This is a genomic window from Asticcacaulis currens (genome assembly GCF_028550395.1).
GTDB lineage: Bacteria > Pseudomonadota > Alphaproteobacteria > Caulobacterales > Caulobacteraceae > Asticcacaulis > Asticcacaulis currens.
The window spans coordinates 238,026-251,715 of sequence record NZ_JAQQKW010000005.1; the positions used below are offsets into that span (position 1 = coordinate 238,026).

A 13,690-nucleotide genomic window follows, 5' to 3' on the forward strand; every position below is an offset into this window, starting at 1 on the left:
CATGGCCAAATTCTCCATCTCCATGACCGACCGTATGGCGCAAACCGTTCAGCGCCGCGTCGAACAGGGCGACTATAACAATGTCAGCGAATATTTCCGCGATCTGGTGCGCCGCGATGAGGAAAAACAAGCCGCCGAAGACCGCCTGCGCGATATGCTGGACAAGGCCGAAGCGAGCGGCTTTGTCGAAGACCGCGTCGAAGATATCTGGGCGGAAGCGGAAAAGCGTTACCTGAAACGGCTGGAGCTCAGAAAACATGGCTGATTACCGCCTCAGCGTCGAGGCCCGACGCGACCTGATGGACATCGCGGACTACACGATGGACGTTTTTGGCGCTCAGGTGGCTTACGATTATCAGAATGCCTTTATCGAGGCCTTACACCTTCTGGGTCAGTATCCAGCCATGGGGCGGACCTGCGAAGACATTCGTCAGAGCGTGCGCTGCTTCCGCGAAGGGTCGCACATGATCTATTACCGGCAGGCCGGAGATATCATCTATATCCTGCGCATCCTGCACTACTCGCAGGACCCGCTGCGTCATCTTTAGGTTTCCGCCTCGCCCGACACCTCGGCCTCGGCCCCGTGATCGCCCAGCACTTCGCCGACATAGAACTTCATCACCAGCGTGTGGGCCACGACGGTCAGCGGCGTCGCAAACAGCACCCCCAGCGGCCCTAAGAGCGAGCCGAACCCCAGAACAGCAAACAGCGTAATGACGGTCGGCACGGCCGCGACGTGCTTTTGCACCATCGGCGTGATGATGTTCGACTCAAGCTGCGACACGCCGACATAGATGACGAGCGCCGCCACAAAGGTCGTCATATTCTCTGAGGCGGCCAGCAGCAGGCCCGGCCCCGCCGAGACCACCGGCCCGACGATCGGCACAAACTGCGCCAAACCGGACATCAGCCCCAGCGCCCCCGCCGAAGGCACGCCCGCAATGCTGAGCCCGATGGCCGTCAGTGACCCGACCAGCACCATCGAAAACAACTGTCCCAAAAGCCACAGACGCAGCGCCTTGCCGCTCAGATTGAGACCGTCCCGCACGCGGTCCTTTTGCGACCGGGGGAACAGGCGCACCACCCCATCGCGGTAGCTGCGCGGCTGCATGGCCATGAAGATGCCCGCCACGACCACCACGAGCAGGTTGGCGACCGATGAGGCGATTTCCCCCGCGATCTTGGGCACCAGAGACAGGACGCCGGACGCCTGCTGACTTAAGCCGTTGATCTGATCCAGCAGCGTGGCTCCGACATCGGAGGCGCGCAGGCGCACCTGAAGCTGCGCCCAGGCTTCGGGTATTTCCCGCGACAGGTTGTTGGTCTGACGGACGATCTCGCTGCCGAACAGCCAGCCCGACGCCGCCAGAAACGACACGAGGAACAGAAGCGCCAGCAGCACCGCCCAGCTGTCCTTGAGCTTCAGATACTTGACCAAAGGCTCCGCCGTGGCGCGCAAAACGGTCGCCACCACCACCGCACCGAACACCAGAAGCCAGATGCCAATCAGCTTGAGCGCCAGAAGGCTCAAGCCCACCACCATCAGCAGAAACAGCGTCTTCTGGACAAAGCCCGCATCGAGACGGTTACGCGCAAAAAACATGGGACGCCCCCTCACACTCAAAACCATCCTGATCTAGCGGCTTCGCAGATAAGGAAACAATTATTCCGACCGTTTGCGCTTCACCGTGCGCTCGACCAGATCGGCCAGTTGCTGCGCCGCGTCGGGCCGCGCCACCGATTTGGCGGCGGCGGCACGTTTTTCAAGGCCCACTGCCCCTTCTTCGATCAGGGCGCGGATGGCCTCGCTCAGGCTTTCGACCGTCACATCGTCTTCGCGCAGGACCACGGCGGCCCCGGCCGCCTGTAGCACGTCGGCGTTGTGGGTCTGGTGATCGTCGGCGGCGATTTTCAGCGGGATCAGGAGGGATGGCTTGCCCGCCACAGCCAGTTCGCAGCAGGTCGAAGCGCCCGACCGGCCGATGACGATATGGGCGCGGCCCAGCCGCTCAGCCATATTGTCAAAGAAGGGCGCCACCTCAGCCTCGATATCGGCCTCGGCATAGGTCTGGCGCGCAAAGTCCATCTGCTCGGCACGGGTCTGCTGTTCGACCCGCAGATGGATGCGCAGCGACACCGGCAAGAGCGCCAGCGCCTGCGGCACGGTTTCCGACAGAATTTTCGCGCCCTGCGACCCGCCGGTGATCAGAAGGCGGATCTCCTTGTCGATAGACGGATAGGGCTGCTCATAAAGCGCGCGTATGTCCGGGCGCACCGGATTGCCGACCACCTGCACCTGCCCTTCGAGCACAGCCGGGGCCATTTTCAGCACCGGAAAGGCGCAGGCCACCGCATCGACCCTGGCGCACAGTTGGCGATTGGAACGCCCCAGCACCGAATTCTGTTCGTGCAGCAGGGTCACGTCCTTGCGCGACAAGGCCGCCATCAGGGCCGGATAGGAGGGATAGCCGCCAAAGCCGATCACCGCCCAGGGCTTGAGGCGCTTGAACGCCTTGCGCGCCTGCTGCGTACCGGAAAAGATTTTCAGCGCCGCCTTGGCCATGCCGATGACATCGCCGCGCTTGAAGGTCGCGGCTTCCAGCGACAGGCGCTCTATCGCCGGGAACTTCTCTGCATAGGCCGCCCCGCGCGCATCAGAGGCCAGCACCACCTGCCAGCCGCGCGCAATCAGCTCACGCGCCAGCGCCTCGGCCGGGAACATGTGCCCGCCCGTCCCCCCGGCAGCCACCACGGCCAGCGGCGTTTCGGACAGGGGTTTGGGCTTTTTCTTACGGGCCATAGATATTTGCTCTTTTAATCCCGCCCGTAAACGGGACAAGGGTCTTGGTTACCACTGCGTATGATCGTCCGGTTCGATTTCCGCCGGGCGTTTGCGCGTCAGGGCCAGAATCAGCCCCATGGTCAGCCCCATAGCCATCAGCGACGACCCGCCATAGGAGATGAACGGCAGGGTCATGCCCTTGGGCGGAATGACCTGAAGATTGACGCTGATATTGATCAGCACCTGCATCCCCAACAGGATATACAGGCCCGATGTGGAGATTTGACGAAAGGCGTCGGGCATGGCCATGGCCTTCCACAGGCCGCGCAGCACCACAAAGGCGAAGATGGCGATCAGCAGCAGCGACATCCACAGGCCGTATTCTTCCGCTGCGACGGAATAGATAAAGTCGGTATGCATGTCGGGGATCAGGCGCTTCATGGTGCCTTCGCCGACGCCCGTACCGGTCAGGCCGCCATTGGCGATGGCCGCCGCGGCGCGTTCGACCTGAAAGCGGTCACCGTCCGGGTCGATAAACTCTTTAATACGGTCACGAAAGTGCGGCAGGATGAAGTAGAGGCTGGCAAATCCGGTCACCCCCGCCGCTGACAAACCGACGATCCAGCGCATCGGCACGCCCGAAATATAGAAACAGGCCCCGAAGGCCACGGTGATCAGTATGGACTGCCCCACATCAGGCTGGATCAGCAGAAGCGCGATACACAGGGCATAGAGGCAAAAGGCGATGGTGACGCCCGGCACGCCCTTGCCCTTCTGGCCTTCGGCGAACATCCACGACACCAGCACGATCAGGGCGGGCTTGAGGAATTCCGACGGCTGAAGACTGAAAAAACCGAGGTCAAGCCAGCGCCGTCCGCCCTTTGAGGTGTGGCCGATCAGCGGCAGCATGGCCATGACGAAGATGGCCCCGCCATAGATGGCGACGCTGGCCCGCTTCACCCCTTTCAGCGAAAACATCGAAATGCCGAGCATCATCGCCACCGAGGCGAAGGCAAACAGCACATGGCGCTGGGTGAAATAAAACTCGTTGGCAATGCCGACCTTGGGCGCAGCCACGGGCGACGACGAGAAAGAGAAGACGAGCCCGGCGAAGATCAGCAGCAGCACAAAGCCGAGCGTCAGTTTGTCCACCGTCCACCACCACATGGCCAAGGGCGAGCGGTCGGTGCGCGTAAACGGATGTGCGAAGCCGGAATTCATGGGCGGGTACGGTTCTGCAAGGGAAAACAGGCCCCGCAAGCCCGCGGGACAGATGAGCCGCAGAGTCGGGAAACGCGGTTAATACGGGGTTAAGATTTCCCGAAAGGCCGCATTTATCCTCCCTGTACGCAACGGACGGACAATAGGGTTTTCCGCCGGAGCACCCCATGCCCCTTAGGTTTGCCCCCACCGCCCTGCCCGCCCTTTTGCAATCGAAACTGGCCCGTACCACCGGGCACCTGGCTATGATCGACCGCTGGAACCGCGATCACGCCGACGCCGACCCGCGCTGGCTGGCCTATATGCTGGCCACAGCGTTTCATGAGACCGGCGGGACCTGCCGGCCCCTGCGCGAAACCGGTGCCGCGTCCGATGCGGCGGCCATCCTCATACTGGAGCGCGTCTTTGCCGCCGGACGTCTGCCGTGGGTGAAGGCGCCCTACTGGCGGCGGGACAAGGCCGGCAAGTCGTGGCTGGGGCGCGGTCTAGTGCAAATCACCCACCGCACCAACTATGCCCGCCTCGGTCAGGCCATCGGCGAAGACCTGATCAGCGATCCCGACCGGGCGCTGGACCCGGAGGTGGCGCTGAACATTCTCTTCACCGGCATGATTGACGGTCTGTTTACGGGCAAAAGGCTCAGCGACTATTTCAATCCCCGCCGCAGCGACTGGACCGGGGCGCGCGCCATTATCAATGGCCGCGAAAGCGCGGAGACCGTGGCGGGGTATGCAAAGGCGTTTTACGCGGCCCTGTCTCAGGTCTGACCCGTCATCTGCCGCCAGCGTTCGATCAGGGGCTGATAGGTAGCGGGCCCCTTGTCGAAACTCAGTTCATCCGCGCCGATCGTCACAAAGGCCTGTCTGGAGCGCGTCCAGATGTGCCCGGCCGGACGCAGCCACGCCGCATCGTCCAGCGTACCGCCCTTGATATTGAAGGTTTCGGCCTCAGGGCGGCGTCCGTGAAACAGCCGCGTCCCGCAGTCCGGACAGAATTCGCAGACCTTTTGCGCGCCGCTTTCAGCCTGCACGTGAAAGCCCTTCGGCTGGCCCTCTATCTCGATATCAGCGGCGCGCACCCGGATCGACTCGCCATAGGCCGAAGAGGACTGCTTCTGGCAATGGGTGCAGTGACACAGATAGAAGACGACAGGCATGGCCTTGAGGCGATAGCGAATCCGGCCGCACTGGCAGCCGCCGGACAAGGGAAACGGCGGGACATTGACGGTTTGCATGACACCCTCTTGATCAGGCTTTTGCTTTTAGGGATTCTGCGCTTGTCACACCAGACTTTTTCCTGTAATGACCCGCGCTTCCTGACCTGCCGGGCCCCTGACATGCCTTGGCGGGTGCTAACTCTATAAAGAGGACGGCGTTACCCGCGCCGCAAATGAAATGTCAAAACTAAAGACCAAATCGGGCGCCAAGAAGCGTTTCCGCTTCACTGCGTCGGGCAAGGTGAAGGCTGGCGTCGCCGGCAAGCGCCACCGTCTGATCTCGCACAACGGCAAGTACATCCGTCAGAACCGCGGCACGCAGGTGATGTCGGACGCCGATACCGCGAAGATCAAATCCTACATGCCCTACGCCTAAGGAGACGTGAACCATGGCACGTGTTAAAAGAGGCGTTGTTTCTCACGCCCGTCACAAAAAAGTTCTGAAGCAGGCCAAGGGTTTCTACGGCCGCCGCAAGAATACCATCCGCACTGCTAAGGCCGCTGTCGATAAGGCCGGCCAATACGCTTACCGCGACCGTCGCGTCAACAAGCGTAACTTCCGCGCCCTGTGGATCCAGCGCATCAACGCGGCTGCCCGCGTCGAAGGCTTCACCTACTCGCAGTTCATCCACGGTCTGAACCTGGCCGGGATCGAGCTGGACCGTAAGGCTCTGGCCGCTCTGGCCGCCAACGACGCCCCGGCCTTCACCGCCGTGGCCGAGAAGGTCCGCGCTGCTCTGGCGGCGTAATCTCTCTGGCGAGCGCATCCCGAAAGTGGTCACCGGTTTTCGGACACAGATGCGCGACCGTCTCTGAAAGAGACACCCGAACACAAGGAAACCCCGCACCAGCAACGGCGCGGGGTTTTTCGTTTTTCTCCTCAACCACACCTCAGATGCGGATGACAACAAAACTGTCATGCGGGCGCGTTATTGCGTAGGCTCAGCTATCGGAGCCGCCTTATGACCAGCCGCCGCACCTTTCTTCGCACCACCCTCAGCAGCGCTCTGGCGGCGTCGCTGGGCAGCCTGCCCCCCGCCATTGCCCGCGCGCTGGACATCCCCGCCCACACCCGCACCGGAACGATCAGGGACGTCGAACACGTCGTCATCCTGATGCAGGAAAACCGCAGCTTCGACCACTATTTCGGCACGATGAACGGTGTGCGGGGCTTTGGCGATCGCTTCGTCATCCCGGCCCCGGCGACGCCCACCCACGCTAACCGCACCGTCTTCGCCCAGCCGCGTGAGGACGACCCCACCCGCCTGATCGCGCCGTTTGCGCTCAACACCACCAAAGACTTCCGCCTGATGCGCGTCGAAGGCACGCCGCACAGCTTCAAGGACGCGCAGGCCGCCTGGGACGAAGGGCGTCTGACCAACTGGCCGAAGTCCAAGCACAATCACGCGATGGCGCATTTCGAACGCGCCGATCTGCCGTTCCAGTACGCTCTGGCCGAAGCCTTCACCCTATGCGACGCCTATTTCTGCGCCATGCACGCCGGTACCAATCCCAACCGCGTGGTCCACTGGACGGGCACCAATGTCGGCCCCAACGGCCCGGTCATCGTCAATGATTATGACGAGATGGACGCCGATCCGAAGGGCCACGGCGGCTATGACTGGACCACCTATCCGGAGCGTCTGAGTGCGGCGGGCATCGACTGGCGCCTGTATCAGAACATGAAGGACAATTTCACCGACAACCCGCTGGTCGGCTTCAAGACCTACCGGGCTGCCGATAAAGCCACCTCCGGAAAGCTCGCGGACCTTGCCGAGCGTTCGATCCGCACGCGCGACCTCGATAAGCTCAAAGAAGACGTGCTGACCGGCAAGCTGCCGCAGGTGTCGTGGATCATCGGCACGGCCGAAGGCTCCGAGCACCCCTCGACCTCCTCGCCGGCGCAGGGGGCCGACTATACGGCGCAGGTGCTCGATGCCCTGACCGCCAATCCGGAGATATGGGCGAAGACCGTCCTCTTGATCAATTTCGATGAGAATGACGGCTATTTCGACCACGTGCCGCCGCCCGCCCCGCCGTCTCTGGATGCCAATGGACAGCCGCTGGGCTATGCCGAAGGGGCGGAGCGCGAATATCACCAAGGAGACGACGCGCTGAAAAACCGTCCCTATGGCTTGGGCCCGCGCGTGCCGATGTACGTCATTTCGCCGTGGTCGAAGGGCGGTTACGTGGCTTCGGAAGTGTTCGATCATACCTCGGTCATCCGCTTCCTTGAAACGCGCTTCGGTGTTCAGGAGCCGAACATATCGGCGTGGCGTCGCGCCGTGTGCGGCGACCTGACCTCGTGCTTTGATTTCAAAACGCCGAACGATCAGCCCTTCTTTGCCCACCTGCCCAAAACCGCCGACCGCGCCGAACAGGCGCGCAAGCTGGGGAGTAAGACGACCCCCAAAACGCCCGACGCCCTCACCGCTCCGGTGCAGGAACAGGGCCTGCGCCCCCGCCGCGCGACACCTTATGAATTGCAATGCGGTCTGAACCGCGACGGCGAACTGGTCATGCTCAACAATGGCACTGACAAGCGTTCAGCGGTGTTTCACCTCTATGACCTGAATGCGCGCGATGCTATCCCCTATCGGTATACGGTCAGCAACCGTCAGACGCACAGGCTGCCCGCCGGGGCCGTGAAGCTGTGGGTCAATGGCCCCAATGGCTTCCACCGCCGGTTCGAGGGCGCAACCATCTTGTTCGGCTGTGAACGCGGACCGCAAGGGTTTGAAGTCAGCAATGCTTCCGACAAGCCCCTGAGCCTGATGTGGCGCGACGAAGCCTATGGACAGGCCGCGCAAAACCTGAGCCTCGCCCCCGGTGAAAGGCAGCCGCTGCGCTTCGATGTGGCCGCCAGCCACGGCTGGTACGATTTCAGCCTGACCGCTGAGGGATACCGCCTACGTCTGGCCGGCCATGTCGAAGACGGCAAGCCGTCCCTGTCCGACCCGGCGGCCTTCGGCGCGGCGAAGCTGACGGTCTGAAGTGATGAAGTGGGGGCTACGCCATAGTCCCCAAAAGCCTGTGGCCTGTGATCGCTCGGCGACATCCCGTTTCGCTGCGTTCAGCCATCGCGGCCGAAAAATATACTTTTGCTGAGGCTATACCCAAGCCTTCGGCATAGGGAAGAGAACGCACGCCCAAATGCGGGTTAGCTTCGGCGGGAGGGACGCTTAATGTGCAAAGACTGCCTGTGTAGCCGCTTGCGGATGAGACCACAGATAAAAGCAACGGGTGTGTAGCGAGAACAGAGATGATGAGAAAATATCGCTCATCACCCTCGCAAAATACCTATCAACCAAAGCCCGTCCGTATACCATTTCCCCTCCCCGGCCTGTATTGAGACCTAATGCCCTTGCGGGGTCGGTTGCGGCAGCGGTACACCCAGCTTGTCGCGGATGTCGTCAATGACCGACACCGCTGTGCCGCGCACCGGTGCGCGGATCACCCGCTTGCCGGCCTCCATCAGGATCAGCCCGCCGCGATAGGGCCACACCCGCGGGGCCCACTCCTCAAAGGTCTGGGCCCAGCGCAGCAGCGAGCGCAACGGCGGCACATAGAGGGCATAGGACCAGGCGATCGGCTCCAGCTCCGCCGCCCGCAGCAGGGTTTCGAGCTGCGTGCGCGAAAAGGGCTGTCCATGGCCGAACGGCGTCTTTTCCGCGTGGGTCCACAGACCACCGCGCGCCACCACGGCCAGAATCAGCCGACCGTTGGTGGTCAGGCAGCGCGAGGCCTCGACCAGCAGGGCTTCGGGGTTTGAGGCTTCCTCCAGCGCGTGCATCAGAAAAATCCGGTCGAACAGGGCCGAGGGAAACGGCATGTGCTGCTCATCGACCAGCACCGAGCGGCTTTTGAGGCCTTCGGGCCAGATTTCGGCCCCCTGCGCCGCCGGCATGGCGGCGATTACACGCCGCGCCGTGCCGTTGAACGCATCGAGATAGGGGGTGGTATAGCCCAGCCCCAGCACGTCAGACCCCGCCACATCGGGCCAGGCTTCGGCCAGCTTCTGGGCCACCATGCGTCTTGTCACCGCGCCTTCGGGCGTGGCATAGAAACGGCTCAGTTCGGAAACGATGCGGCGCAAGATGGGTCCTCAGGGATCAGAACCTATATATAGGACGCTTTGCCCGGTTGAGGGAGGATTTTGCCATGTCGGCCCTGCAAATTCATCAGTTTCCGGCGCTCAATGACAATTACGGCTTTGTGGTCCGCGATCAGGCGTCGGGTCAGGTCGCCTGCATCGACACGCCGGATGCCGAGGCCGTTACCGCGGCGCTGACGGCGCAGGGCTGGGGGCTTGACTATATCCTCAATACCCACTGGCACCCGGACCATACGGGCGGCAATGCGGCGCTGAAAGACCGCTATGGCTGTCTGATCTACGGTCCCGAAGAGGTGCGCCGGGCCGCGCCGCTCGATCAGGTTTTAAGCGGCGGTGACCGCTTCGCACTGGGGCAGACCGTGTTCGACGTGCTGGACCTCAAGGGGCATACGCTGGGCCATATCGGTTATGCGGCAGCGTCGGAAAAGGTGGCCTTTGTCGGGGATACCCTGTTTGCGCTGGGCTGCGGGCGTTTGTTCGAGGGCAGCGCCGAAGACATGTGGGGCAGCCTGCAACGGCTGCTGGCGCTCGATCCGCAGACGACGCTCTACTGCGCGCACGAATATACCCTGTCGAACCTGAAATTTGCTGAGAGCTTGGGACCGTTCCCGGCATTGGAAGCGCGCGGTGCAGACATTCGCGCCCGCCGGGCGCAAGGCGAACCCACCGTGCCCATGCGTCTGGCCGATGAAATCGCCACCAATCCGTTTGTGGTCTATCCGCTGAAAGAACCCGGCTTTGCCGCTCAGGCCGCGAAGTTTGGCGAAATCAGAGCGGCCAAGGACCGGTTCTGATCAGCACCCCTACGGTGCATTGCCGCCGCTGGCCAGCACCTTGATCACGCGCTTGGACGACGGGCGGCCGCCCCAGCCCTTGCTGAGGTCCAGCTTGAGCATCAGCGTATCGCCTTCGACCCAGGCGCTGGGCGGGCGGCCTTCGATCAGCTTGACCTCCTGCACGGGGGCCAGAAGTTTGCGTCCCCTGGCCGTGCCCGACATTTCGACCATGGCGTCGGCGGTGACGGTTGCGGCATCGGCAAACAGATAGTCCGCCCCCGGTGTCTGGACGTCCGCTTCGAAGCGCACCAGACGGCTCAGGGCCGCCGAGGCGCGTTTTGAGGTCCGCACCAGATGCTGAAACAGTTGCGACGGTGACATATGGCCCGGCTCAAAGGCCTCGGCCCGGCCAGCCACGGCCACCGGATCGCCCGTCGGGCGGTCCTTGGAAAACAGGATCATACCGCCCCAGCGCGTCGCCTTCAGCACCGGTTCGCCCAGATCGTTCTTGAAGATGATGTCGCCCATCGGACCGGGCGTCGGCGTCAGGGCCCACACTTCGCTGTCGCCATCGAACTGGATCAGCGGGTTGCGGCGGCTGCGGTCGAGCACGAAGCTGGCCCCGCGATCGGTCGTAAAGCGCGCCACGGTGGGCGGCGCATTGGTGCGCCCGTCATTGGGCGTCGCCCGCCCGATCAGCGAGTCGCGCAAGGTGCGTTCGGCCTGCGCCTGCGCCATGCTGGCAAACGGCAGGCACAGGGCGAGAATCAGAAGGCAAAGCCCCCGGCAGAGCGATTGGGGCCTGAGAGAACGCAATGTGAACTGAGCCTGTGTCATTGCTCACAAATTACGCACGGAAATAGGCGGAATTAGGACCGCAGCGCGGTGTCTCCGGGGCGCTAACCGTTGAATCACAAGCGATTGCGGCATTTTTGTCACAAAGCCGCGCGCGAATGATAACCGCTCTCAAACACACAAGCCACAACGGTATAAGGTATGAAAAATCCCCCGCCATCGAGATGGCGAGGGACACGTTCTCAGCCCATAGGCGGCACAGCCTGCATAAGGCTTAGCTGGCCATATGCTGACCACCATTGACCGCGATGGTGGCACCGGTGATGAAGCTGCCCATATCCGACGCCAGGAAGGCGACGATTTCGGCCACTTCTTCCGGCGTGCCCAGACGGCCGACCGGGATGCCCGAGACGATCTTTTCCAGCACTGCCGGGGCAATGGCCGAGACCATTTCGGTCGAGGTATAGCCGGGGGCCACGCAGTTGACTGTGATGCCCTTGGCCGCCGATTCGAGCGCCAGCGCCTTGGTGAAGCCGATCACGCCCGCCTTGGCCGTCGAATAGTTGGCCTGACCGGCCTGACCCTTCTGACCGTTGATCGAAGAGATATTGATGATACGGCCATAGCCCCGCTCACGCATGCCTTCGATGACCGGACGGGTCATGTTGAACATCGAGTCGAGGTTGGTGTGGATGACCTCCTGCCACTGCTGCTGGCTCATCTTGTGGAAGAAGCCGTCGCGGGTGATGCCCGCATTATTGACCAGCACTTCGACGGGGCCCAGAGCGGCCTCAACCTCGGCCACGGCGCGCTGACAGTCGGCAAAGTCGGCCACCGACCCCTTGACCACGAAGACGCCCAGCTCTTCCGCCACGCGCTTGGCGTTTTCCTCATTGCCGGCGTAACCGGCAGCCACCTTGAAGCCTGCGTCCTTGAGGCGCTTGGCAATCGCCTTGCCGATACCGCGCGTTCCGCCCGTAACCAATGCAACTCTGCTCATATTTTTTTATCCCTTTAGTCATTCCGCTTGCGCGTAAGCCGCCATGACGCGGCGAAATGTGAATTCGGCTAATGCCAAAATGATTAGCTTCCGAGAACCGGCGCGCGTGCTGTGCTCAAAAAGCGAAGCGTTAGCACAACCAACACCTGAAGTACGTGAGCACCGGCTTGCAGGAAGATGATTATTTGCAGCCCGTCAGGGGGGCTTACCCGATGGTCTCGACGGTCAGGGCGACGCCCATCCCCCCGCCGATGCACAGGGTGGCAAGGCCTTTCAGCGGCTTGCCCGCCTCGGCGGCGCGGCGGTTCAGTTCAAAGATCAGCGTGGTCAGGATGCGCGCGCCCGACGCCCCGATCGGGTGGCCGATGGCGATAGCGCCGCCATTGACATTGACCTTCGAGGTGTCGAGACCCAGTTCCTTGACGACGCACAGGGCCTGAGCGGCAAAGGCTTCGTTCGATTCGACGAGGTCGAGATCGGCGACGCTCCAGCCCGCTTTTTCCAGCGCCTTTTTCGAGGCCGGGATCGGGCCCGTGCCCATGATGGCCGGATCGACACCCGCCGTGGCCCACGACTTGATGCGCGCCAGCGGTTTCAGGCCGCGCGCCGCGGCTTCGTCAGCCGACATCAGGATGAGCGCCGCCGCCCCGTCATTGAGGCCCGACGCATTGGCCGCCGTCACCGTACCGTCCTTCAGGAAAGCGGGCTTCAGACCGGCCACGCTGTCGAGCGTCGCGCCGTGGCGGATGAATTCATCCTTATCGACGACCGTGTCGCCCTTGCGCCCCTTGATGGTCACCGGAGCGATTTCGGCGTCAAACTTGCCGGCCTTCTGGGCGGCTTCGGCCTTGTTCTGCGAGGCGACGGCAAATTCGTCCTGCGCCAGACGGGTGATCTCCCACTTGGCGGCGATGTTTTCGGCCGTCTGACCCATGTGATAGTTGTTGAAGGCGTCCCACAGGCCGTCCTTGATCATGGTGTCGGCAAACGATATGTCGCCGAACTTCTGACCATTGCGCAGGAAGGCCGCGTGGTTGGCCTGCGACATGCTTTCCTGACCCCCGGCGATGACAATCCTGGCGTCGCCCAATGCGATCTGCTGCGCGGCCAGAGCCACGGCGCGCAGGCCCGAGCCGCAGATCTGGTTGATGCCCCAGGCGGGGGTGGTGTGGGGCAGGCCGCCCTTGATCGCGGCCTGACGCGCCGGGCCCTGCCCCTGCGCGGCCGTCAGCACCTGACCCAGAATCACTTCGTCGATTTCTTCTGCCTTGAGGCCCGAGCGCTCCAGCGCGGCCTTGATCACATGGGCCCCCAGTTCCGCCCCCGACAAAGAGGCGAGACCACCCAGGAACGAACCGACCGGTGTACGGGCCGCAGCCACGATCACCACGTCAGACACAGAGCTTACCGACATGAAAATTCCCTTTTGAAAATGACACCGGACGTTTCCCTGCAACCGCTCATTTGCGCGCGTATCCGGCGAGTTGACGGTTCGGACCCTGCCCCAAAGGCGTGACGGTGTCACGACACAAAATATGTGCAAAAGTCTCCAAACACGTGATTTTGAGCGCAAATTTTTCGCATGTGCACAACCATCACGCCGGATTTACCGCATTTTGCACGCGCACACGCGCTTTATCGCCGCAGACCCCTTGAACAACAGAGGGAATATCCATTTAGTACGCGCAGGTCTTCCGCATAAGCACAAAAAGCGGCGGAAGAGGTCTTCGCTTTTCGCGGCTGCGCCACGGTCATGTTGCGCAATATGAAGTGCGAAGACGCCATC

The 13,690-nt window shown here is 62.4% G+C and carries 15 protein-coding genes; 7 read left to right on the forward strand and 8 right to left on the reverse strand.

All coding sequences use genetic code 11. The annotated features are described in order from the left end of the window. Position 1 precedes the first annotated feature (1 nt). Positions 2-265, forward strand: coding sequence for a type II toxin-antitoxin system ParD family antitoxin (locus PQU94_RS10475; protein WP_272741415.1), 264 nt, complete (start codon positions 2-4; stop codon positions 263-265). After that, positions 258-548, forward strand: a complete 291-nt coding sequence (locus PQU94_RS10480) for a type II toxin-antitoxin system RelE/ParE family toxin (protein ID WP_272741416.1) — start codon at positions 258-260, stop codon at positions 546-548. The genes PQU94_RS10475 and PQU94_RS10480 overlap by 8 nt, the downstream gene beginning before the upstream one ends. On the opposite strand, the gene PQU94_RS10485 is transcribed toward PQU94_RS10480, so the two are convergent. Genes PQU94_RS10485 through PQU94_RS10495 form a run of 3 tightly spaced genes read right to left on the reverse strand, consistent with a single transcriptional unit; the run spans position 545 to position 4,003 of the window. Continuing rightward, positions 545-1,603: an AI-2E family transporter gene (locus PQU94_RS10485; RefSeq protein ID WP_272741417.1), complete on the reverse strand. Its 1,059-nt coding sequence runs from the start codon at positions 1,601-1,603 to the stop codon at positions 545-547. The two genes, PQU94_RS10480 and PQU94_RS10485, sit on opposite strands and share 4 nt — an antisense overlap. A 60-nt stretch (positions 1,604-1,663) precedes the next feature. Next, complete coding sequence (gene murG / locus PQU94_RS10490; protein WP_272741418.1) at positions 1,664-2,800, reverse strand: undecaprenyldiphospho-muramoylpentapeptide beta-N-acetylglucosaminyltransferase; 1,137 nt, start codon at positions 2,798-2,800, stop codon at positions 1,664-1,666. Between the two features lie 48 nt (positions 2,801-2,848). Next, a complete protein-coding gene (locus tag PQU94_RS10495; protein ID WP_272741419.1) occupies positions 2,849-4,003 on the reverse strand; it encodes an FtsW/RodA/SpoVE family cell cycle protein in 1,155 nt (384 codons plus the stop codon). A gap of 167 nt (positions 4,004-4,170) precedes the next feature. Between PQU94_RS10495 and PQU94_RS10500 the strand changes: the two genes are divergently transcribed. Next, positions 4,171-4,770 carry a glycoside hydrolase family 19 protein gene (locus PQU94_RS10500; protein ID WP_272741420.1) on the forward strand — a complete coding sequence of 200 codons (600 nt, stop codon included), beginning with the start codon at positions 4,171-4,173 and terminating at the stop codon, positions 4,768-4,770. On the opposite strand, the gene PQU94_RS10505 is transcribed toward PQU94_RS10500, so the two are convergent. Next, a complete protein-coding gene (locus tag PQU94_RS10505) occupies positions 4,761-5,237 on the reverse strand; it encodes a GFA family protein (RefSeq protein WP_272741421.1) in 477 nt (158 codons plus the stop codon). The genes PQU94_RS10500 and PQU94_RS10505 overlap by 10 nt on opposite strands. A gap of 160 nt (positions 5,238-5,397) precedes the next feature. On the opposite strand from PQU94_RS10505, the gene rpmI reads away from it, so the two are divergent. From rpmI to PQU94_RS10520, 3 genes are all read left to right on the forward strand, one after another. After that, the gene (rpmI, locus tag PQU94_RS10510) at positions 5,398-5,595 is read left to right on the forward strand and encodes a 50S ribosomal protein L35 (RefSeq protein ID WP_013479283.1); all 198 of its coding nucleotides are present in this window, start codon (positions 5,398-5,400) and stop codon (positions 5,593-5,595) included. 13 nt (positions 5,596-5,608) lie between these two features. Further along, positions 5,609-5,968 (forward strand): 50S ribosomal protein L20, encoded by a 360-nt coding sequence (gene rplT / locus PQU94_RS10515; protein ID WP_272741422.1) that lies wholly within the window; start codon positions 5,609-5,611, stop codon positions 5,966-5,968. Positions 5,969-6,181: 213 nt separating this feature from the next. Continuing rightward, entirely contained in the window at positions 6,182-8,212 is a 2,031-nt protein-coding gene (locus PQU94_RS10520; protein ID WP_272741423.1) for a phosphocholine-specific phospholipase C, read from the forward strand. Between the two features lie 362 nt (positions 8,213-8,574). Here the strand turns inward: PQU94_RS10520 and PQU94_RS10525 are convergent, their stop codons facing one another. Then, entirely contained in the window at positions 8,575-9,315 is a 741-nt protein-coding gene (locus PQU94_RS10525) for a class I SAM-dependent methyltransferase (RefSeq protein ID WP_272741424.1), read from the reverse strand. Between the two features lie 65 nt (positions 9,316-9,380). Between PQU94_RS10525 and gloB the strand changes: the two genes are divergently transcribed. Beyond that, complete coding sequence (gene gloB / locus PQU94_RS10530; RefSeq protein ID WP_272741425.1) at positions 9,381-10,127, forward strand: hydroxyacylglutathione hydrolase; 747 nt, start codon at positions 9,381-9,383, stop codon at positions 10,125-10,127. 9 nt (positions 10,128-10,136) lie between these two features. Here the strand turns inward: gloB and PQU94_RS10535 are convergent, their stop codons facing one another. The 3 genes from PQU94_RS10535 to PQU94_RS10545 form a co-directional block, all read right to left on the reverse strand. Beyond that, positions 10,137-10,925 (reverse strand): DUF4908 domain-containing protein, encoded by a 789-nt coding sequence (locus PQU94_RS10535; RefSeq protein WP_272741426.1) that lies wholly within the window; start codon positions 10,923-10,925, stop codon positions 10,137-10,139. Positions 10,926-11,178: 253 nt separating this feature from the next. Further along, on the reverse strand, positions 11,179-11,904 hold the full coding sequence (gene phbB, locus PQU94_RS10540) for an acetoacetyl-CoA reductase (RefSeq protein WP_272741427.1): 726 nt from the start codon (positions 11,902-11,904) through the stop codon (positions 11,179-11,181). A 205-nt stretch (positions 11,905-12,109) separates the two neighbouring features. Next, the gene (locus tag PQU94_RS10545) at positions 12,110-13,303 is read right to left on the reverse strand and encodes an acetyl-CoA C-acetyltransferase (protein ID WP_272741518.1); all 1,194 of its coding nucleotides are present in this window, start codon (positions 13,301-13,303) and stop codon (positions 12,110-12,112) included. Positions 13,304-13,690 lie beyond the last annotated feature (387 nt).